26 protein-coding genes are annotated in these 19,762 nt (G+C 69.6%); 20 read left to right on the top strand and 6 right to left on the bottom strand.

Translation table 11 applies throughout. From position 1 onward, the window contains the following. Positions 1 to 67: 67 nt before the first annotated feature. Entirely contained in the window at positions 68 to 1,060 is a 993-nt protein-coding gene (locus B0F77_RS01745; protein WP_086660939.1) for a Gfo/Idh/MocA family protein, read from the top strand. A gap of 73 nt (positions 1,061 to 1,133) precedes the next feature. Here B0F77_RS01745 and B0F77_RS01750 read toward each other — a convergent pair whose 3' ends face one another. Beyond that, the gene (locus B0F77_RS01750; protein WP_086660940.1) at positions 1,134 to 1,502 is read right to left on the bottom strand and encodes a VOC family protein; all 369 of its coding nucleotides are present in this window, start codon (positions 1,500 to 1,502) and stop codon (positions 1,134 to 1,136) included. Positions 1,503 to 1,561: 59 nt separating this feature from the next. Between B0F77_RS01750 and B0F77_RS01755 the strand changes: the two genes are divergently transcribed. The 9 genes from B0F77_RS01755 (at position 1,562) to B0F77_RS01795 (ending at position 9,203) form a co-directional block, all read left to right on the top strand. Continuing rightward, positions 1,562 to 2,011 carry a MarR family winged helix-turn-helix transcriptional regulator gene (locus B0F77_RS01755; protein WP_086660941.1) on the top strand — a complete coding sequence of 150 codons (450 nt, stop codon included), beginning with the start codon at positions 1,562 to 1,564 and terminating at the stop codon, positions 2,009 to 2,011. A gap of 93 nt (positions 2,012 to 2,104) precedes the next feature. Further along, positions 2,105 to 2,302, top strand: coding sequence for a hypothetical protein (locus B0F77_RS01760; RefSeq protein ID WP_086660942.1), 198 nt, complete (start codon positions 2,105 to 2,107; stop codon positions 2,300 to 2,302). Positions 2,303 to 2,321: 19 nt separating this feature from the next. Beyond that, positions 2,322 to 2,966, top strand: a complete 645-nt coding sequence (locus B0F77_RS01765; RefSeq protein ID WP_245847765.1) for a DUF1707 SHOCT-like domain-containing protein — start codon at positions 2,322 to 2,324, stop codon at positions 2,964 to 2,966. 151 nt (positions 2,967 to 3,117) lie between these two features. Then, positions 3,118 to 3,456, top strand: a complete 339-nt coding sequence (locus tag B0F77_RS01770) for a hypothetical protein (RefSeq protein WP_143466522.1) — start codon at positions 3,118 to 3,120, stop codon at positions 3,454 to 3,456. Then, complete coding sequence (locus B0F77_RS01775; RefSeq protein WP_211293623.1) at positions 3,453 to 5,582, top strand: bifunctional polysaccharide deacetylase/glycosyltransferase family 2 protein; 2,130 nt, start codon at positions 3,453 to 3,455, stop codon at positions 5,580 to 5,582. Before B0F77_RS01770 ends, B0F77_RS01775 begins: the two co-directional genes overlap by 4 nt. Then, positions 5,582 to 5,902 (top strand): hypothetical protein, encoded by a 321-nt coding sequence (locus B0F77_RS01780; RefSeq protein WP_086660945.1) that lies wholly within the window; start codon positions 5,582 to 5,584, stop codon positions 5,900 to 5,902. Before B0F77_RS01775 ends, B0F77_RS01780 begins: the two co-directional genes overlap by 1 nt. Before the next feature lie 56 nt (positions 5,903 to 5,958). Further along, complete coding sequence (deoC, locus tag B0F77_RS01785; RefSeq protein WP_086660946.1) at positions 5,959 to 6,915, top strand: deoxyribose-phosphate aldolase; 957 nt, start codon at positions 5,959 to 5,961, stop codon at positions 6,913 to 6,915. Between the two features lie 4 nt (positions 6,916 to 6,919). Next, positions 6,920 to 8,347: an aldehyde dehydrogenase family protein gene (locus B0F77_RS01790; protein ID WP_086660947.1), complete on the top strand. Its 1,428-nt coding sequence runs from the start codon at positions 6,920 to 6,922 to the stop codon at positions 8,345 to 8,347. Beyond that, positions 8,340 to 9,203 carry an aldehyde dehydrogenase family protein gene (locus B0F77_RS01795; RefSeq protein WP_086660948.1) on the top strand — a complete coding sequence of 288 codons (864 nt, stop codon included), beginning with the start codon at positions 8,340 to 8,342 and terminating at the stop codon, positions 9,201 to 9,203. The genes B0F77_RS01790 and B0F77_RS01795 overlap by 8 nt, the downstream gene beginning before the upstream one ends. A gap of 62 nt (positions 9,204 to 9,265) precedes the next feature. Here the strand turns inward: B0F77_RS01795 and B0F77_RS01800 are convergent, their stop codons facing one another. Further along, complete coding sequence (locus tag B0F77_RS01800; RefSeq protein WP_086660949.1) at positions 9,266 to 9,892, bottom strand: response regulator; 627 nt, start codon at positions 9,890 to 9,892, stop codon at positions 9,266 to 9,268. Next, a complete protein-coding gene (locus tag B0F77_RS01805) occupies positions 9,889 to 11,019 on the bottom strand; it encodes a sensor histidine kinase (protein WP_158102558.1) in 1,131 nt (376 codons plus the stop codon). The genes B0F77_RS01800 and B0F77_RS01805 overlap by 4 nt, the downstream gene beginning before the upstream one ends. A 109-nt stretch (positions 11,020 to 11,128) precedes the next feature. Here B0F77_RS01805 and B0F77_RS01810 point away from each other — a divergent pair, with 109 nt between their 5' ends. The 5 genes from B0F77_RS01810 (at position 11,129) to B0F77_RS01830 (ending at position 15,449) form a co-directional block, all read left to right on the top strand. Continuing rightward, positions 11,129 to 11,818 carry an ABC transporter ATP-binding protein gene (locus tag B0F77_RS01810; protein ID WP_086660951.1) on the top strand — a complete coding sequence of 230 codons (690 nt, stop codon included), beginning with the start codon at positions 11,129 to 11,131 and terminating at the stop codon, positions 11,816 to 11,818. After that, positions 11,815 to 14,001 (top strand): FtsX-like permease family protein, encoded by a 2,187-nt coding sequence (locus tag B0F77_RS01815; RefSeq protein ID WP_086660952.1) that lies wholly within the window; start codon positions 11,815 to 11,817, stop codon positions 13,999 to 14,001. The genes B0F77_RS01810 and B0F77_RS01815 overlap by 4 nt, the downstream gene beginning before the upstream one ends. 77 nt (positions 14,002 to 14,078) lie before the next feature. Beyond that, positions 14,079 to 14,600, top strand: a complete 522-nt coding sequence (locus B0F77_RS01820) for a VanZ family protein (protein WP_086660953.1) — start codon at positions 14,079 to 14,081, stop codon at positions 14,598 to 14,600. A gap of 26 nt (positions 14,601 to 14,626) precedes the next feature. Then, a complete protein-coding gene (locus tag B0F77_RS47625; RefSeq protein WP_158102559.1) occupies positions 14,627 to 14,803 on the top strand; it encodes a hypothetical protein in 177 nt (58 codons plus the stop codon). A gap of 52 nt (positions 14,804 to 14,855) precedes the next feature. After that, positions 14,856 to 15,449 carry a MarC family protein gene (locus B0F77_RS01830; RefSeq protein ID WP_158102560.1) on the top strand — a complete coding sequence of 198 codons (594 nt, stop codon included), beginning with the start codon at positions 14,856 to 14,858 and terminating at the stop codon, positions 15,447 to 15,449. On the opposite strand, the gene B0F77_RS01835 is transcribed toward B0F77_RS01830, so the two are convergent. Further along, positions 15,442 to 15,978: an SMI1/KNR4 family protein gene (locus B0F77_RS01835; RefSeq protein ID WP_086660955.1), complete on the bottom strand. Its 537-nt coding sequence runs from the start codon at positions 15,976 to 15,978 to the stop codon at positions 15,442 to 15,444. The genes B0F77_RS01830 and B0F77_RS01835 overlap by 8 nt on opposite strands. A 92-nt stretch (positions 15,979 to 16,070) precedes the next feature. Here B0F77_RS01835 and B0F77_RS01840 point away from each other — a divergent pair, with 92 nt between their 5' ends. After that, complete coding sequence (locus tag B0F77_RS01840; protein WP_086660956.1) at positions 16,071 to 16,397, top strand: hypothetical protein; 327 nt, start codon at positions 16,071 to 16,073, stop codon at positions 16,395 to 16,397. Then, positions 16,394 to 17,530 carry a bifunctional WXG100 family type VII secretion target/C40 family peptidase gene (locus B0F77_RS01845; RefSeq protein WP_086660957.1) on the top strand — a complete coding sequence of 379 codons (1,137 nt, stop codon included), beginning with the start codon at positions 16,394 to 16,396 and terminating at the stop codon, positions 17,528 to 17,530. Before B0F77_RS01840 ends, B0F77_RS01845 begins: the two co-directional genes overlap by 4 nt. Positions 17,531 to 17,560: 30 nt before the next feature. On the opposite strand, the gene B0F77_RS01850 is transcribed toward B0F77_RS01845, so the two are convergent. Next, complete coding sequence (locus B0F77_RS01850; protein WP_086660958.1) at positions 17,561 to 17,995, bottom strand: tautomerase family protein; 435 nt, start codon at positions 17,993 to 17,995, stop codon at positions 17,561 to 17,563. A gap of 84 nt (positions 17,996 to 18,079) precedes the next feature. On the opposite strand from B0F77_RS01850, the gene B0F77_RS01855 reads away from it, so the two are divergent. After that, a complete protein-coding gene (locus tag B0F77_RS01855; protein WP_086660959.1) occupies positions 18,080 to 18,631 on the top strand; it encodes a TetR/AcrR family transcriptional regulator in 552 nt (183 codons plus the stop codon). Here the strand turns inward: B0F77_RS01855 and B0F77_RS01860 are convergent. Continuing rightward, positions 18,612 to 18,938, bottom strand: coding sequence for a YnfA family protein (locus B0F77_RS01860; protein ID WP_086660960.1), 327 nt, complete (start codon positions 18,936 to 18,938; stop codon positions 18,612 to 18,614). The two genes, B0F77_RS01855 and B0F77_RS01860, sit on opposite strands and share 20 nt — an antisense overlap. 31 nt (positions 18,939 to 18,969) lie before the next feature. Here B0F77_RS01860 and B0F77_RS01865 point away from each other — a divergent pair, with 31 nt between their 5' ends. Next, positions 18,970 to 19,323 (top strand): hypothetical protein, encoded by a 354-nt coding sequence (locus B0F77_RS01865; RefSeq protein WP_245847766.1) that lies wholly within the window; start codon positions 18,970 to 18,972, stop codon positions 19,321 to 19,323. Then, complete coding sequence (locus tag B0F77_RS01870; RefSeq protein ID WP_086660961.1) at positions 19,311 to 19,757, top strand: YbaB/EbfC family nucleoid-associated protein; 447 nt, start codon at positions 19,311 to 19,313, stop codon at positions 19,755 to 19,757. The genes B0F77_RS01865 and B0F77_RS01870 overlap by 13 nt, the downstream gene beginning before the upstream one ends. Positions 19,758 to 19,762 lie beyond the last annotated feature (5 nt).

A 19,762-nucleotide genomic window follows, 5' to 3' on the forward strand; every position in this document is an offset into this window, starting at 1 on the left:
CCGTAACGGCGGGAATCGCATCCGACGGAGTAAACGCCGTTAACTGGCGAGGTGTAGGGTCGGCCGCGTGACAGACCACGTGCGCATCGGAGTGCTCGGCGCGGCCATGATCGCGCCGCCCGCTGTCATCCGCCCGGCCCGCTCCTCCACCGTCGCCGAGGTCGTGGCGGTCGCCGCTCGTTCGGCCGAGCGAGCCAAGGCCTTCGCCGACAAGCACGGCGTTGCCCGCGTGCACGGGTCGTACGAGGACCTGCTCGCCGACCCGGCCGTGGACGCCGTCTACAACCCGCTGCCGAACGGCCTGCACGGCAAGTGGACGCTGGCCGCACTGGAGGCCGGCAAGCACGTGCTGTGCGAGAAGCCGTTCACCGCCAACGCCCAGGAAGCCGCCGAGGTGGCGAAGGCCGCCAACGAGTCCGGCCTGGTGGTGATGGAGGCGTTCCACTACCGCTACCACCCGCTGGCGATGCGCGTTGCCGAGATCATCCAGTCCGGCGTGCTGGGCCCGCTGCGCCACGTCGAGGCCTCGGTCTGCTTCCCGCTGCCGATGTTGTCCAACATCCGCTACGACTACTCGCTCGCGGGCGGCGCGATGATGGACGCCGGCTGCTACTCCGTGCACATGGCGCGACTGCTGGGCAACGAGGAACCCGAGGTGCGGTCGGCGCGGGCGTTGTTGCGCGGGCCGTCGATCGACCGGGCGATGCGCGCGTCGCTGCGTTTCCCGTCCGGTCACACGGGTTCCGTGCACGCGTCGCTGTGGTCGTCGACGGTGTTCAAGCTGTCGATGAAGGCCATCGGCGAGAACGGCACGCTGAAGGTCTTCAACCCGCTCGGCCCGCAGGCGTTCCACCGGTTGTCGTTGAAGCTCAAGAACCGCAGCACGTCTGAGACGTTCGGCAAGCGTGCGACCTACGCCTACCAACTGGACGCGTTCACCGACGCGGTGCTGCACGGCAAGCCGTTCCCGACGACCGCGGACGACGCCGTGCGGAACATGACGGTGATCGACTCGATCTACCGGGCGGCCGGCCTGCCACTGCGGCAGCCGACCGCGTAGCCCCGCGCTGTGCAGATCGTGCTCAGGGCAGAATCGTGCTCAGGGCAGAATCGTGCTCAGGGCAGAATCGTGCTCAGCGCTTGTCGTGCACGGTGACGGCGTAGCCGTCCGGGTCCGCGAAGGTGAACGTCCGCCCGAACGGGCTGTCGAACGGCGGCGCGACGATCGGCACCCCGGCGGCGTCCAGGGAGTCGTGCAGGGCCTGCGCGTCGTCGGCGTGCAACCACAGCGCCACCCCGACGCCGGGCCGGTCGACCGCGTCGAGATCGGTGCCGGGCAACGGTTCCCGCACGGCGAACGGCACGGGCGCGGTCGCGAACACGACGGCCCCCGGCGGGCTGGCCGGGACGCGCCGCAGACCGAGGCGGTCCTCGTAGAAGGTCGCGGCCCGATCGAGGTCGCGCACCTGCAGTGCGATGAAGTCGGGTCCGGTGACGGTCATGTCAACTCCTGGTCGATGTCAAAGTCCTGACATCCACCACTGTATGTCAAAATCCTTACATGCACCAGGGTGACACCGTCGGCCCGCTGGACACCGCGGTCGGGTACGTCCTCAAGGAGGCGGCTTCGGCGCTGCGCGGCGCGATGGACGCCGCCCTGCGACCGCTGGGCCTCACGGTTCCGCAGTACGCGTGCCTGGAACTGCTGGGTCAGCGGCCAGGACTGTCGAACGCGGACCTCGCCCGCGGCGCGTTCGTCACGCGCCAGTCGATGAACGTCGTGCTGCAGGGCCTCGAAGCCCGCGGCCTGGTGACCCGGCCGGCGGAGGCCTCTCACGGGCGTCAGCTTCCCGCCGAGCTGACCCCGGACGGCCACGATCAGCTCCGGGCCGCCAGCACGGCGGTCCACGCCGTAGAGCTGAAGATGTGCACGGGCCTGAGTCCCGCACAGCAGAAGGAACTGGTCGCCACCCTCACCGCGTGCGCCCGGAACCTGGGGCAGACCACCTGATCAGGGGCCTCTGCAACCCGATCCGGGAGTACAGAATCGACAAAGCGACTCCGAATGTGTCTCGTAGCCAGTTGAGACGCGGAGGTACGAACGGTGACGATCGAACAGAAGCCCGTCCAGCAGTTGTGTGAATCCCCGCTGGTCATCCTGGGCGTCTCGGCGTCGCTGGCGATGTTGATCGGTGTGCTGCCCGTGCTCTGGGGCCACAGCCCGACGCTCGCTACGGCGCTCGGAGCACTGCTCGTGCTGGCATTTGCGATCACCGTCAAGTACGCACCGAACAGGAAGTGACAGCTTTAGACTCGATCGGGTGAGCGACGAGCTGGTACCCGCTGACCAGAGTCACATGCGCGCCTCGGACGCGGACCGGGAACGGATCGCGCAGGTGCTGCACAAGGCGACCGCCGAAGGCCGCCTGGACATCCACGAACTGGACGAGCGGCTCGTGGCCGTCTACGCCGCGAAGACCTACGGGGAACTCGTTCCCATCACCGCCGATCTGGTGCTCAGCGGCCTGCCGAACCCCGCCGCGGTGCCGCAGTACCAGCCGGCGGTGAGCGACCGGATCGGCGGCCAGCCCGGCAGCGCGGTGTCCGTCGCGTTCTGGTCCGGCGTCAACCGCAAGGGCCAGTGGACCGTGCCGCGCGTGCACAACGCCGTCGCGGTCATGGGCGGCATCGAGATCGACCTGACCCACGCCCGGTTCGCCGAGGCCGAGGTCACCATCAGCGTGTTCGCGTTCTGGGGCGGCGTCGAGATCCGGGTGCCCGACGACATCAACATCAACGTCGACGGGTTCGGCTTCATGGGCGCCTTCGAGGACCACGCTCCCGGCCGCCGGCACATCCCGGGCGCGCCGACCGTGCGCATCACCGGGCTCGCGATCATGGGCGGCGTCGAGGTCAAGGGGCCGAAGAAAAAGAAGTCCCAGATCCTGCGCGAACTGCTCGACTGACGGTTCGAAAACTGAGCTGACGAACGACTTCCGCTGGGCGCGGCAGGCGGTTACCCTCCTGCGACCCGCATGCCGTCCCCCCGCGAAGGTCATGACGACTCCCTCAGACAGACCCGTGTTCGTTGATCCGAGTGGCCGCCGCCGCAAGGTGGTGCGCATCGCCATCGGCACCGTTGCCATCGGCGTACTGGCCTACCTGGTGCTTCTCGTCGTCGCACTGGCCGGCGGCCCGGTGAACCCGGCGACGCTGCTGCCCATCCCGAAGGCGGCCGAGCCCGTGGTCACCACGACCACGGACACCACCACGTCGTCACCCGAAGCAACATCGTTGCCACGCAACGAAATCAACGCCACGGCGCCGACCACCACGACGGCGCCACCGGTGACGAACGCCACCACGACGACCACCACGGCCGAGAACGGCAACAAGCGCACCGATCCGCCGGGCGCGTCGAACCGGCCGAGCAGCCCCGGTCAGGGCAAGCCGTGAGACCCCAGCCGCGCGCCCACTGGGTGCTGCTGGCGTTGACCGTGCTGGTGCTCTTCGGCGCGTTGCTGCTGGACACCTTCGTGGTCGGTCGCGTCGGCCAGGGCGCCGCGCCGACGGCCGGGCCCGCGAACACCGTGCCGGACTCCGTGCACCAGGGCGGTCCGCTGATCGGCGACACCGGATCCGGGCTCAGTTCGCGCACGACACCGGACCGCACGATAGTGCTGACGTTCGACGACGGACCCGATCCCGAGTGGACGCCGAAGATCCTCGACGTGCTGCGGCGCAACGGGATCAAGGCGACCTTCTTCGTCACCGGCGCGAACGTGGCGCAGCACCAGGACGTGCTGGAACACCTCGCCGTCGAAGGGCACGAGGTGGGGCTGCACACCTTCACGCACGTCGACCTGGGCAAGGTCGGCGAGACCCGCACGCGGCTGGAACTCGGGCAGACCGGGCTCGTCGTCGCGAGCGGCACCGGGAAGTCGAGCCAGCTGGTGCGGCCGCCGTACTCGAACCGGCCGGACGCCGTCGACGACGAGGACCTGGTCGGCATCGAACGGATCACCGCGGCCGGCAACCTCGTGCTGCTCGCCGACCTCGACAGCGAGGACTGGCGCAGGCCCGGCACGGACGCCGTCGTCGCGAACGCCACGCCGAAGGACGACAAGGGCGCCGTGGTGCTCCTGCACGACGGCGGTGGCGACCGGTCGCAAACCGTTGCGGCGCTGGAGAAGTTGATCCCCGGCCTGAAGGAGCGCGGGTTCGCGTTCAAGACCGCCGGTGACGCGTTCGGCGTGCCACAGGCCACCCGCCAGTCGACCGCGGCCGAACGCGCCGAGGGCACGGCCGTGTCACTCGCGGTGCGGTTCTCGCGGTTCGTCGCGGAACTGCTGACCTGGCTCGTCATGATCTCCAGCGTGCTGGCGCTCGCTCGGGCCGCGGTGCTGTTGGTGACGACGGCGATCCACGCGCGGCGCAAGCCGGGCAAGCACGCACCGCGGTTGCCGCAGCAGATGGTGACGGTGCTCGTGCCCGCCTACAACGAGGAAGCCGGCATCGAGGCGACCGTCCGCACGATCCTGTCGAGCACGTGGCCCGTGCACGTCATCGTGATCGACGACGGCTCGACCGACCGCACGTCCGAGGTGGTCAGGAGCCTGCACCTGCCCAACGTCTCGCTGGTGCGCCAACGCAACGCGGGCAAGGCGGCCGCGCTGAACACCGGACTGCGGCACACCCGCACCGACCTGGTCGTGATGGTCGACGGCGACACCGTGCTGGAACCGGACACGGTCGCCAACCTGGTGCAGCCCTTCGTCGACCACGCGGTGGGCGCGGTGTCGGGCAACGCCAAGGTGGGCAACAGGTCGGGGCTGCTCGGCCGCTGGCAGCACATCGAGTACGTGATCGGCTTCAACCTCGACCGGCGGATGTACGACGTCATGCAGTGCATGCCGACGGTGCCGGGCGCGGTCGGCGGTTTCCGGGTCAGCGCGTTGCGCGAGGTGGGCGGCGTGCCCGAGGACACGCTGGCCGAGGACACCGACCTGACGATGGCGCTGGAACGAGCGGACTGGTCCGTGGTCTACACCGAGCACGCGCGGGCGTGGACCGAGGCGCCGGCGAGTCTCGGCCAGCTGTGGCGGCAGCGTTATCGCTGGTGCTACGGCACGTTGCAGGCGATGTGGAAGCACCGCGGCGCGATCTTCGACCGCGGCATGGGCGGCAAGCTCGGCCGCCGCGCGCTGCCCTACCTCTTCCTCTACCAGGTGGCGCTGCCGATGCTGGCACCGGCGATCGACGTCTTCGCGGTGCTGAGCCTGTGGACGGATCCCGTCGCGGGCGCCGTCGCGTGGCTCGGCTTCCTGGCGCTGCAGCTGGTGCCCGCGGTGATCGCGTTCCGGCTCGACGGCGAACGGCTGCGGCCGCTGTGGGCTGTCGCGTTGCAACCGATCGTGTACCGGCAGCTCATGTACCTCGTGGTGATCCAGTCCGTGATCACCGCGGCCGCCGGTGCGGTGCTGCCGTGGCAGAAGCTCAAGCGGACCGGCAGTGCGGCGCAGGACGCGCCCGAGCTCGACGAGCGCACGGTGCCGCTCCACCGGCGTGAGCTGGTGCGGTGATGGTCGCGATGATCGCGTTCGAGGACGGCGACGTCACGATGCGGAGCGGCTACTTCGAGACCGTGATCGGCAAGCTGCGGGCGAGCTCCACAGACCCCGTCGACGTCGAGGTCTGTGACTCCGCCACCATCGGGAACTGCCTGTGGGTCGACGAGATCCCGGACTCGCGCAAGTGCACCGTGCTGCGCAACCTGTGCGCCGTCCTCGACGAGTGCCTGGGCAGCCCCGACTTCGCGGGCAACGACACCGCGCTGTTCGAGTTCGAGATGGCGAAACTGGAGCTCACGGAGCGGTATCCGACCTGCTTCCAGCCAGGCTGATCAGCGCAAACGTCCTCACTTAGGACGGGCGTCCCATTCCGCCTAGACTCCCAGGCATGGCTGCTCCAACGACACTGCCGTCGGCCCTGGCTGACGCCGTGCGCGACGAATCGTCGCTGCGGCGTTTCCTGCACGGGCTCCCCGGCGTCGACCAGGTCGGCGTCGAGCAACGAGCCGCGGGCCTCGGCACGCGGAGCATCAAGAAGGCCTCGAAGCTGCACGCCATCGACCTGGCGATCAGCATGGTGGACCTGACGACCCTCGAAGGCGCGGACACGCCTGGCAAGGTGCGCGGCCTGGCCGCCAAGGCCCGCAGGCCCGACCCCGACCGGCCCGAGGTGCCGCAGGTCGCGGCCGTGTGCGTCTACCCGGACATGGTCAAGACGGCGGCCGACGAGCTCAAGGGCACCGGGATCAACGTCGCCAGCGTCGCGACCGCGTTTCCCAGTGGGCGCAGCACGATCGACATCAAGCTGGCCGACACCAGGTTCGCCGTCGAGCAGGGCGCTGCCGAGGTCGACATGGTGATCGACCGCGGTGCGTTCCTGTCCGGCCGGTACGGGCTGGTGTTCGAGGAGATCGTCAAGGTCAAGGAAGCCTGCGGGGACGCACACCTCAAGGTCATCCTGGAGACCGGCGAGCTCGTGACGTACGACAACGTGCGCCGCGCGTCGTGGCTCGCGTTGCTGGCCGGTGGTGACTTCATCAAGACGTCGACCGGCAAGGTGCAGCCAGCCGCGACGTTGCCGGTCACGCACGTGATGCTGCAGGCCGTGCGGGACTGGAAGACGCAGACGGGTGAGCTGCGCGGGGTCAAGCCCGCCGGTGGCATCCGCAACACCAAGGACGCGATCAAGTACCTGGTGGCAGTGCACGAGGTGGCCGGGCCGGAGTGGCTCGACCCGCACCTCTTCCGGTTCGGCGCGTCGACGTTGCTGAACGACCTGCTGATGCAGCGGCGGACCCAGTTGGACGGCCACTACAGCGGCCCGGACTACGTGACGGTGGACTGAAGACATGTGGGAATACGCCCCCGCGCCCGAGTCGCGGGACATCGCGAACCTCAAGCCGAACTACCGGATGTTCGTCGACGGCAAGTTCGTCGAGGGCACCGGCGAACCGCTCAAGACCATCAACCCGGCCACCGAAGAGGTGCTCGCGGAGGTCTCGACCGCGAGTCAGTCCGATGTGGACACCGCGGTCAAGGCCGCGCGCAAGGCTTACGACCGCGTGTGGTCGAAGATGCCCGGCAGCGAGCGGGCCAAGTACATCTACCGGATCGCGCGGCAGATCCAGGAGCGCGGGCGTGAGCTCGCGGTGCTGGAGTCGCTCGACAACGGCAAGCCGATCAAGGAGTCGCGCGACGTCGACGTGCCCACGGCGGCGGCGCACTTCTTCTACCACGCCGGCTGGGCGGACAAGCTCGGCTACGCGGGCTACGGGCCGGACCCGAAGCCGCTGGGCGTCGCGGGACAGGTGATCCCGTGGAACTTCCCGCTGCTGATGGCCGCGTGGAAGATCGCGCCCGCGCTCGCGTGCGGCAACACCGTCGTGCTCAAGCCGGCCGAGACCACGCCGCTCACGGCGCTGGTGCTGGCGGACATCATCGCGCAGTGCGACCTGCCGCCGGGTGTCGTCAACATCATCCCGGGCGCCGGTGACGTCGGTGCCTCGCTCGTCGAGCACCCGGACGTCAACAAGGTGGCGTTCACCGGGTCGACCGACGTCGGCAAGATCATTCAGGGGCAGCTGGCCGGTACCGGCAAGAAGCTCACGCTGGAGCTGGGTGGCAAGGCCGCGAACATCGTGTTCGACGACGCGCCGCTCGACCAGGCCGTCGAGGGCATCGTCAACGGCATCTTCTTCAACCAGGGCCACGTCTGCTGTGCCGGATCGCGCCTGTTGGTGCAGGAGTCCGTCGCGGACGAGGTGCTGGAGAAGTTGCAGGCCAGGATCAACACGCTGCGCGTCGGTGACCCGCTGGACAAGAACACCGACGTCGGCGCCATCAACTCGCGCGAGCAGCTCACCAGGATCAAGGAGCTGACCGAGTCGGGCGAGGCCGAGGGCGCGCAGCGGTGGACGTCGTCGTGTCCGTTGCCGGACAAGGGTTTCTTCTTCGCGCCGACCGTCTTCTCGAACGTGTCGCAGGCGATGCGGATCGCCCGTGAGGAGATCTTCGGCCCGGTGCTGTCGGTGCTGACGTTCCGCACGCCGGAGGAGGCCGTGGCCAAGGCGAACAACACGCCGTACGGCCTGTCCGCCGGTGTCTGGACGGAGAAGGGCTCGCGCATTCTCTGGATGGCGCAACGGATGCGCGCCGGTGTGGTGTGGTCCAACACGTTCAACCGCTTCGACCCGACCGCCCCGTTCGGCGGGTACCAGGAGTCGGGCTTCGGCCGTGAGGGCGGCCGCACCGGTCTGGAGGCCTACCTCGATGTCTGATCGCGTCACGGTCGCGAAGACCTACAAGCTCTACATCGGCGGCGCCTTCCCGCGCTCCGAGTCCGGCCGCAGCTACCCGGTGACCGACTCGAAGGGCACCTTCCTCGCCAACGCCGCACAGGGCTCCCGCAAGGACGCCAGGGACGCGGTCACCGCCGCCCGCAAGGCTTTCGGCAGCTGGTCCGGCGCCACCGCGTACAACCGCGGCCAGGTCCTGTACCGGGTCGCCGAGGTGCTGGAGGGCCGCCGCGAGCAGTTCGTCAGCGAGGTCGCGGCCTCCGAGGGCGTGCAGCTGAAGAAGGCGCAGTCCATCGTGGACACGGCGATCGACCGCTGGGTCTGGTACGCGGGCTGGACGGACAAGATCGCGGCCGTGCTGGGTTCCGCGAACCCCGTCGCCGGGCCGTACTTCTCGTTCTCCACGCCGGAACCGACGGGCGTGGTGGCCGTGCTGGCACCGCAGCAGTCGTCGTTGCTGGGCCTGGTGTCGGTGATCGCCCCGGTGATCGCTTCCGGCAACACCGCGGTGGTCATCACCTCGCAGGACCGGCCGCTGCCCGCGATCACGCTGTCCGAGGTGCTTGCGACGTCGGACGTGCCGGGTGGTGTCGTCAACATCATCACCGGCCGCACCGCCGAGATCGCGCCGTGGCTCGCGTCGCACGCCGACGTGAACGCGCTCGACCTCACCGGCGCGCCCGAGTCGTTGCGCGCCGACCTGGAACGGTCCGCGGCCGGCACGGTGAAGCGCGTGCTGCGTACCAAGGCCGGCGAGGACTTCGCGGTCACGCCGGACATGTCACGCCTGCGCGCGTACCTCGAAACCAAGACCGTCTGGCACCCCATGGGTGTCTGAGTTGAACGATGAAGGGCTCCTTCATCCACCTGACGTGGATGAAGGAGCCCTTCATACCAAGATCAGGAGTTCACCAGGCCTGCGCGCCACGCCCAGGAGGCGATGCCGACGCGGTTGCGCACGTTGAGCTTCGTCTGCACGGACGCGAGGTGCGTCTTCACCGTCGACAGCGACAGGTAGAGCTCCGAGGCGATCTCCTGGTTGCTGAGCCCGCGCGCCACCTCCCGCACGACGTCCTGCTCGCGCGCCGTCAGCAGCCCGAGGTCGGGGCGCACGGCCGGGCGGGCGAAGTGCTCCAGCATCCGCACGGTGACCTGAGGCGAGATCAGCGCGTTGCCCTGCGCCGCCGCCCGCACCGCCTCGACCAGCAACGCCGGTCCCGCGTCCTTGGTCAGGAAGCCGGACGCGCCGTTCTCCAGCGCGGTGTGCACGTACTCGTCCAGGTCGAAGGTGGTCACCACGACGACCTTGGTCGTGGGCGAGAGCTTCTTGGTGACCTCGAGGCCGTCCATGCCGGGCATGCGGATGTCGAGCAACGCCACGTCCGGCTTGTGCTCACGTGCGGCGGTGACGGCCGAGATGCCGTCTGGCACGTCCGCGACCACCGTGATGTCCGGCTGCTTCTCCAGGATCATCCGGAAACCGACGCGGACCATCTCCTGGTCGTCGGCGATGAGGACCGAGATCACTTGTTCCCTTCCAGGGGTAGCTCGGCGAGCACCTGCCAGCCGTTCTCACGCGGGCCCGCCGAGAACAGGCCGCCGAGCAGGTCGACCCGCTCACGCATGCCTACGAGACCGTATCCGCCCTGGTTCAGCTCGCCGGGCCGGCCGTCGTCGGCCACGACCACGCGCAGCGCGCCGCCGTGCGTCCGGGAGATCTCCACGTCGATCATGGTCGGGGACTGCGCGTGTTTGTGCACGTTGGTCAGCGACTCCTGGACCAGGCGCAACACGGAGCGGCCGAGCTCCGGCGGCACCTCGTCGGGCAGGTCGATGCGCAGCCTCGTCTCGAAGCCGAGCTCGCGGGTGCGTTCGACGGCCGAGATCACGTCGGCGGCCAGGTCGGTCGTGGCGACCTCGTTCTCGCCCTGCCGCAGGGTGCCGACCATCCGCCGCATCGCGCCCAGCGCCTCGGTGCCCGATCGGACGATGCCCGGCAGCAGCCGATGGGCGGCCTTCGGGTCGTCGTCGGAGACCTCCAACGCGGCCTGGGCCTGCACGAGCATGCCGGTCACGTGGTGCGCGACGACGTCGTGCAGCTCGCGGGCCAGCGCGATCCGCTCCTCCTTCTGCGCGTCGGTGACGGCGGCCGCGATCAGCCGGCCGCTCTCGGTGTCCCGCGCGCGGAAGTACAGACCGACCCCTACGGCGCCGAAGCCCAGGACCAGCGAACCCAGCATCTCGTTGTAGTTGCCGGACGAGATCCAGTTGTTGCGGACGATGGCGGCGAAGAAGCTGACGGCCATCAGCGAGCCGACCGACCAGGTGGCGGCGCGGCGCGGTTCCTCGCGCACGATGACGGCGGTGAGGACCAGGCACGCGGCGGTCTCGGCGACGGTCAGCGGGCTCAGCAACGTCGGCAGGTTCACGTTGAACAGCCGGAAGATGAACGACGACACGAAGATCGACGACACCGTCACCGGGATCGCGAAGGCACGTGACTTGAACGACGTGACCGCCGCTATGCACGGCGGCACGCTGAGCAGCCAGACCAGCGCCTCTGCGCTGCCCGGCCCGTTCATGAGCACCAGCTCGCCCAGCATCAGCAGCGCGAGAGCGGCGGCGATCGGCCATTGGCCCCGATGACTGTCCACGGCAGTCAACGGTAGGACCACCACACCTCTCCGGCCTCGGTCATCCGGCTGATCCGGTGTGTCGTCAAGGCTGAGGTTTTCGCCGCGCGCACCCGGCACCGTGAGGAACATGAATTCGGTTCTGGCCGCTCGTGGCCTGGTCAAGACCTACGGCGACGTGCACGCCCTCGCCGGGGTGGACATCGACATCGCCGCCGGGGACGTGCTGGCCGTCGTCGGTCCGTCCGGCTCCGGCAAGACGACGCTGCTGCACGTGCTGTCCGGCATCCTGCGGGCCGACGGCGGCGAGGTGTTCCTCGACGGGCACGCGATCGGCGAACTGAACGAGACAGGACGCAGCGAGCTGCGGCGCACGGCGTTCGGGTTCGTGTTCCAGTCGGGCATGCTCGTCGCCGAGCTGACCGCCGAGGAGAACGCGGCCCTGCCGATGCTGCTGGCCGGCCGGTCCCGCGAGGAGTCGCTCGGCGCGGCCAGGCTGTGGCTCGGCCGGCTCGGGCTGGCGGGCCTGGAGCAGCGGCGGCCGGGAGAGCTGTCCGGTGGGCAGGCGCAACGGGTGGCGATCGCGCGGGCCCTGGCGCACCGGCCGCGGGTGATCTTCGCGGACGAGCCGACCGGCGCCCTGGACACGCGCACCGGCCAGGAGATGATGACCGCCCTCCTGCAGGCCGCCGAGGAGACCAACGCGGCCGTCGTGATCGTCACGCACGACAAGGCGATCGCGGACCGGGCGCTCCGGGTCGTGGAGATCCAGGACGGTCGCATCACCGCCAACATGATCGACAAGGCGGTGTCCGCGTGAGGATCGCTCTCGCCGTGCTGCGCCGGGACCGCCGCAGCCAGGTCGCCACCGTGCTGGTCGCGCTCGGCGTGATGATCGCGGTGTCGCTGGTGCTGTGGCTCATCGCCGCACCGAACGGACTGCAGGCGCGGGCGGACCGCACGGCGTGGCGCGAGGTGTTCGGCGGAGCCAAGGACGGCACGATCTCCGTTGCGGCGAACCGGGATTCGTTCGACGGCAAGCTCATCGAGCGGTTCGACGTCGCGCGGTTGAAGCCGGACAACGTGCCGTTGGCGCAAGGGATCGCGAAGTACCCGGAAGCGGGCGAGGTGCTGCTGTCCCCCGCCCTCGCCGACCTCGTCCGCGGCACGCCCGCGGAGAAGCTCGGCAACCGCTTCCCCGGCAGGCAGATCGGCGTGCTGGGGCCGGAAGCGCTGAAGTTCCCCGGTGAGCTCGTCGCGATCGTCGGTCAGGACAAGGTCGCGAACGGCTACCCGGCGCCCGGTCTGCGGGGCGGCGCCGGTTCGTACCGCGACGACTACCACGGCATGCTCTACCTGCTCACCCGTGTCGGTCTCGTGGTGCTCGTCGTGCCGTGTCTCGTGCTGGTCGCCTCGGCCGCCCGGCTGACGGCGGCGAAGCGGGAACGACGGCTCGCCGCGCTGAGGCTCGCCGGTGCGAGCCCGCGCCAGGTCGTGGTCATGACGGCGGTGGAGACGGCGGTTGGCGCGGTCGTCGGTAGCGTGCTGGGCGTGGTGCTGGCACAGCCGTTCAGCCACATCACCGCGATGATCCCGTGGGAGGGCGGCACCTGGTATCCGGGCGACTTCGTGGCCTCGCCCGCGGTCGTGGTGGCGGTGGCCGTGCTGGCGCCGGTACTGGTCATCGCGGCGGCGATCCTGGGGCTGCGGCGCGTGGTGAACCGGCCGCTCGCCGCCGAGGAGAAGCGCAGGGTGCGGTCGTGGCGGTTGCTGATGATCGCCGGAGCGCTGGGCGTGTTCTTCCTGGGGATCATGTACGCGCAGGCGACCAGTGGCGACAGTCAGTTCACCGTGGTGCTCCTCGGCCTCGGCGCGGTGGCGTTCGCGCTGGTGCTGGCGGGGCCCGTGGTCACGGCGTGGGTCGGCCGGTTCTTCGTCGGGCGGTGGCGCAGGCCGTCGACGATGCTGGCCGGACGGCGGCTGGCCGGTGATCCGGTGGCGGCGTTCCGCGGCTCGGCCGGTGTGGTGATCGCCGTCTTCACCGGCTCGATGGCGCTGACCATGTTGCCCGGACTGGAAAGTCAGGTGCCGTACCGCGACGACACGTGGAAGACGGACGCGATCGTCGCCGAGGACGTGGCGCACGACGTGACGCCGTTGCGGCTGCAGACTTCGGCGCCGATCGTCACGATGCTGAACGGCACGGTGAGCAGCGGCAAGGAGAGCGACTACGGCTCGTACGTCATCGTCGGCAAGTGCGCTGACGTCGCGCAGGTGTTGAACGCACTGACGTGCAAGCCCGGACCTGCCGTGTACTCGCACTCGAAGCTGAACGGCGACGTGTTCAAGTCGACCGGTCCACACAACGTCGCGACGTCCAAGCTGCCCGCGCAGTACGAGACACGGCCGTTCCAGGGCAACGGCCGGATCAGCGGGGTGATCGATCCGGAGCTGTTGCCCGGCATCGAGGGCAGGGTGTCGATGGTCGGCGTGCCGACGACACCGGACAACCGCGACGCCGTGCACACCGCGTTGATCGGCACGCTGCCGGGCGTGCGGCTGATCGACGGGGAGCAGCGGGACCTGTGGGGCGACACCCTGCTGGACGACCTGCAGCGAGCCACGATCATCGGGCTCTCGATCGCGGCGGTGCTCGGCGGAATCGGTGCCGCGGTGGCCGCGGCCGGATCGGTGATCGACCGGCGGCGCACATTCGGTGCGTTGATCGCGGCCGGCACACCAATTCGTGTGCTGGGTCACGCATTGCGCCGCGAAGTAATGCTGCCGGTGTTCGCCGTCACCATCGCGGCGTGCGGCGCGGGAATTGGCGTGGGCCTCGGCCTGCTGACTTTGGCCCGCGGACTGGTAGGCCACGGTGAAATGCCGCTGACGCCGTGGGTGCTCGCTCCGGTGGCCGTCGGCATGCTGGTCGCGCTGGTAGCAGCACTGGCATGCGGTCCAGTACTACGGGGGATCAGCCCACGGGATTACGCGGCGGAATAACACTCGGCCGGAAGTACGAGGACGGAACTGGCCCTCAGCGCGATGTGCGCCGAGGGCCTTTTTCATAACTTTGATTCATGACGAATGCACAGCTCGCGAGCATCCAGTGGGGCCTTTTCCTGTCGGTCGTCTTCCTGCTCCCGCAGCTGTTCTTCCGTCAGCTGACCTTCCGCGGCGCGACCATCACCACCTACGCGAGCATGCTGTTCGCCGCGACGTTCCTGCCGATGCAGACCGTCCCGCCGCGTCAGGCCGTGCAACTGGTGCCGTTCCAGTGGATCGCCGACACCTTCCGCGACGGGCAGATCGCGTTCGACCAGATGACGTTGAACGTGCTGCTGTTCGTGCCGCTGGGCGCGATGCTGATGTTCTGGGGTCGTCGCTCGATCGGCCAGGCCGCGTTGATCGGGTACGGCGTCTCGCTGCTGATCGAGGGCTCGCAGCTGTTGTGGGCGAACCGGATCTTCGACGTCGACGACCTGATCTCCAACACCACCGGCACCGCGCTCGGCTGGCTCGGCGCGCTCACCGTCGTGAAGGTCTACGCCCGCGTGCGGACCGCCGCCCTGCCGCGGCGTTCGCTCGCCTCGGCGAGGTAGCGGGAATCCAACAGGGTTCTGGGGAGATGGACCTGCAGGACGTCGACTCCGGCAGCGAACTGGGCCAGTGGGCCTGCGCGTCGTCGGGGGTCGCCGCGAACTCGTGGTCGGTGTGCTTCGGGAAGACCCTCGCCTGGAGTCACACGGTGAACTCGGCCGGCTGGGCCAAGGGCGTGGCCCTGGGCATCTCGGGCAACGTCTGATCGTTCACCTGTCGAGTCGCGGTGCCACCACCGCGGCTCGATCATGGTGCGCATGAGTTTCGTCGAGGCGTTCAGCATCCTCGTCGCCGTCGTGGGTCCGCCGAAGATCCTGCTGGCCTTCATGCTGGACACCGAGGGCGCGGACGCCCGGCAGCGCTGGCGGGTGGCGCTCACGACCACCGGCATCGCTCTCGCCACCGGCCTGTTCGTGGTCGGGGCCGGACGGCTGCTGATCCAGTTGTTCCACATCAGCGGCGGGGCGCTGATGCTCGCGAGCGGCGTGATCCTGTTCGTGCACGCGCTCGACCTCGTGCTCGGACGCAAGCAGGAGCCGCAGCACGACCCCACCGGCGGCACGCACGAGCTCGCGACCTCGTACTACGCGAACCCGGTGGCGATCGCCTACCTGTTCCTGATGTCGGACACCAGCACGGCGATGTCCACCGTGGTGCTGGCCGCCGCGTTCGTCGCGGTGATCGCGTTGGACCTCGCCGCGATCGCGGTGCTCGGCATCCTGATGCGCTACCTGAAGATGACCTACGCGTGGGTGCTGGTGCGAGTGCTCGGCGTGCTGCTGGCGGCCCTGGGCGTCGACCTGATCATCACGGGCCTCGAGGAGCTGCACATCATCGGCAAGGTCAGCTAGTCCGCCAGCCCAGCTCGCCGGCGGTGTTGACCTCGGGGAAGCAGTGCCCGACCGCGCTGCGGTTCTCCAGCGCCGTCGCGACCTGGTCGAACATCTCCAGGACCGACGTGTACTCCGGCTTGATCATCTCGTTGCGTTCCTGGTCCCACTCGACCACGCAACCGCGCAGCACACCGGGCCGCAGATCGACCGCGAGCACGTCGCCCGTGCCGTCGAACGCGATCGGCAGCCACTCGGGGTGGAATCCGCTCGTGGGCGAACCCGCCTCGGAGGCGTCCGCGGGCTTGCTCGTGTGGGTGTCCCTGAGCACGAACGCGCGATCGGCGCCCAGCGGCGTGTAGAAGGGCGGCAGGATCTCGGCGTAGAGGCCGTCCTCGGTGCCGCCGTAGACGCTCCACCACAGCTGGAGGTCGAGCGGAACCCGGAGCTCCGGCAGTGCGTCGTACCTCGGACGCAGCACGGCGCGGGTGGCGGGCGCGTGCTCCGCCAGCCATGCCAGGACCCGGTTCCAGTGCTCGATCACACCCACGGTCCCATGATCTTGGCGGAACGACGGGCGAGGTACCGCTCATCGGGGCAGGATCAAGCCGAACAGGTCACTACTGGGGGAAGAGCTTTCAGATGGCGGAACAGGGTCTCAAGGTCGACCTCGACGCCTTGACCGGATACGCGTCCGCGGTGAGCGGTCTGGCGAGCGAGGTCGGCGCGGTCGGCACGGGCACGTTGAACGGCACCACCGCACTGCCGGGCGACTGCTTCGGCAAGATCGGCAACGAGGTCGGCCTGAACGCCGCTTTCGTTGCCGCCGCTCAGGTGCAGCTCGACGCGCTGAAGGCCGCGTCCACCGGGCTGGCCGGCCTCGGCACGGCGGTGGCGAAGGCGCGGGACGCCTACATCGCCCAGGAAGAGGCGCACGAGGCATCGCTGAACAAGGCCGCGCGCGCATGAGCGTCGAAGGTCTGCTGAGCCAGTTCCTCGCGCCCATGAAGGAGAACCTGGCCAAGCTGGACGGCGACACCGGCGGCGCCACGCGGGCCGGTGACGCCTTCGGCCGCGCCCAGACCGCGCTGGCCGACCTGGGTTCCCGGCACACCTCGGCCTCGACGGCCGTGCTGAACACGTGGTCCGGCGAGAGCGCCAACGCCTTCTCCGGACGCGTCGCGGCCTTCACGTCGGCCGCGAACCTGTTGGCCGGCAACGCTTCCGCGGTGAAGACCGCGGCATCGACCGGTGTCTCCGCGGTGACCGGCGGGCGCACCGCGATCCAGGGGTTGATCGACGAGTTCACCTCGAAGGCGACGCCGAAGCTCGCCGCCGCGCTGGCCGCGTCGCTGGTGGCCGGCCCCGCCGTGGTGCTGGCCGCGGTCGCCGACCTCGCCGGGATGGCGTCCGGTTACCAGAGCAAGACCACCGCCGAGCTGCAGAAGGTCCGGGACCAGCTGACGCAGCTCGTCGGTCAGTTGAACGGGTTGCAGAAGCCGGACGTCGGCACGCTGTCGAAGCTCGGCGAGCCGTTCGGCGTCGACCAGGGCACCACGTCGACCGCCGGCGCTTCCGACCCGGCCCCGAAGAACTCCGATTCCGGCTCCGGATCCGGTTCCGGTGGTGGCTCGGGCTCAGGTGGTGGCGGCGGAGGAGGAGGATCGGGCCCGCGGCTGCCGGTCGCGATCCCGCCGCAGCCCGGCACCGGCGTCGGCGTGAACCTTCCAGACGGCAGCAGCGCCGAGGCTCCGAACGAGACCGCGGCCAAGGCCGTGCGCAACGCGCTGTCCGCGCTGGGCACGCCGTACGTGTGGGGCGGCGCGAACCCGCCCACCGGCACGGACTGCTCGGGGCTGACGCAGTGGGCCTACAAGAACGCGGGCTTCGACCTCCCGCGCCCGGCCTCGTCGCAGGCGATGGGCGCGTCGGTGCCGGCGGACCAGCTGCTGCCCGGCGACCTCGTGGTGTGGGACGGGCACGTGGCGATGGTGATCGGCAACGGCCAGATGGTCGAGGCCGGCGACCCGGTGCAGGTCGGCAAGATCCGCACGACGAACAGCGGGATGTCGTTCTACGGCTTCTACCGGCCGACGGGCTGATCGGGGTCCCCGGCCACCACGTACCTCAGCTCACGCGTCGGTGGACTTGGCGGCCTGCGCGGCGGCCCTCAGCTCGTCGAAGTTCACGATCTGTCCGCCCGCACCCCAGGTCCCGTCCGGCTGCTCGTGGATGAGCACCCACACCCGCATCGCGTCGGATTCCGCGAGCCCGGCGGCCTCCAGCACCAGCGCGGTCGCCTCCTGCACCAGACCGGCCTTGCGCCGGTCGGACAGCACGCCCGTCGGCACCCGGACGTCCACGCGGAACCGCGGCGCGTCGTCCTCACCGGTCGTCTGCGCGCCGGCGGGGAGTTCGTGCAGGTAGGTCCATGCCACCGAGCGGAAGAACTCGTTGTCCGGGGCGCCCTCCCACTTCAGCAGCAGGGCGGCCAGGTCGCGCTGCACGCTCTTGCGGCCGGCGTCGGTCAGCGCTCCGGCCGGTGCGGTCAGCTCGATCATCGGCATGGCGATCTCCTGTCTATAACGACTGTCATACTCTCTGGCGGACGTTATCCCCTGACAAGGGTTATGGCCAGAGAGAGGTGAGCGATGTCCCGCGAGCAGATCGTCACCGGAGCGGCCGACATGATCCGGCGGCGCGGGCTCAACGCGACGAGCATCCGCGAGGTGGCCAAGCACGCGGGGACGCCGCTCGGCTCGACCTACCACTACTTCCCCGGCGGCAAGAACCAGCTGGCCACCGAGGCCGTGCAGTGGGCGGCGGACACCGTGCGGAAGGTGCTCGCCGCGAAGCTCCGCCAAGGACCGGCCGAAGGACTGCAGGCGTTCTTCGCGCTGTGGCGGCAGATCGTCACCGATTCCGACTTCCAAGCCGGTTGTCCCGTGCTCGCCGTCTCCATCGAGGAGACGGCGGGCCCCGAAGCTCTCGCCGCGGCCGCCGGGGCGTTCCGGACGTGGTCAGGGCAGCTGGCGAACTCGCTCGAGGAGCACGGCGTCGCAAAGGACCGCGCCATGAGCCTCGCCCAGCTCGTCGTCGCCGCCGCGGAAGGCGCCGTCGCGATGTGCCGGGCTCAGCGCAGCGTCGAACCGCTCGACAACGTCGCCGAGGAACTGACCGCGCTCATCGCGGCGCATACATGATCACGGCCACGCCCGCGAGGCACAGGAGCGCGCCGATCACGTCGTAGCGATCCGGGCGGAAGCCGTCGACGACCATTCCCCAGGCGAGCGAACCCGCGACGAACACACCGCCGTAGGCCGCGAGGATCCGGCCGAAGTTCGCGTCCGGCTGCAGGGTCGCGACGAAGCCGTAGACGCCCAGCGCGATCACGCCGGCGCCGATCCACAGCCAGCCGCGATGTTCCCGCACGCCCTGCCACACGAGCCAGGCGCCGCCGATCTCCATGAGGGCGGCGAGGGCGAACAGCAGGACCGAACGCAGGATCATGCGGCACACTGTCGCAGTAGGGGGTGATCAGGTGGACGACGACGTCGAGCGCGCCGCGCGGAAGGTGCGCGATGTCGAGCAGGCGGTGTCCGAGCACGTCACGCGCAGTGGTCCCATCACGGGACGAGCGTCCTCACCGGACGGTGCGGTGACGGTGATCGGCACGCCAGGTGGTCCGCCGCAGCAGATCGCGGTGAGCGCCGCGGCGCTCCGGATGGGCCCGCACGGACTGGCCGCCGAGATCATGCGCATCGCCGAGAAGGCCCAGCGCAACGCGAACAGCCGGCTGCACCAGACCCTGGAACGGGTCGTCGACCCGCGGGAGCTGACGGAGCTCGGGATCGAACGCGAGCACGACGAGGACGAGTTCGGGTGGCGGCGGTGAACGAGGAGCGGATGCAGGCCACCGAGCAGCTGCAGCGCGAACTGAAGTCCCTCACCGCCACGGTCGAGCACCCGAACGGGCTGTGCACCGTCACGGCGTCCCCGCGCGGCGAGATCAAGACCCTGCACCTGCACCCCGCGCTGCTCGGCCAGGGTCCGCGGGCGGTCGGCGACGTCGTCACCGAGACCGTGCGGCTCGCGACCAACGCGGCTGTGCAGACGAGCTTCAACAGGATGGCGCTGGCACTCGGTGACGGCATGGCGATCGACGTCGAGTCCGTCGCGGGAGACTCACCCTTCCGGTCGACGTGGAACCCCGTCGTGCCGCCCAAATCCGCAGCTCCGGAGGCACCACCCGAGCGGCGGCCCCGCACGCCCGTGGTGGAGGATCCCGACGAGGACGCTTTCTTCGAGAACCCCTTTGGGCGCCGGTGATCAGC

It is taken from the genome of Lentzea kentuckyensis (assembly GCF_002150765.1).
GTDB classification, from domain to species: domain Bacteria; phylum Actinomycetota; class Actinomycetes; order Mycobacteriales; family Pseudonocardiaceae; genus Lentzea; species Lentzea kentuckyensis.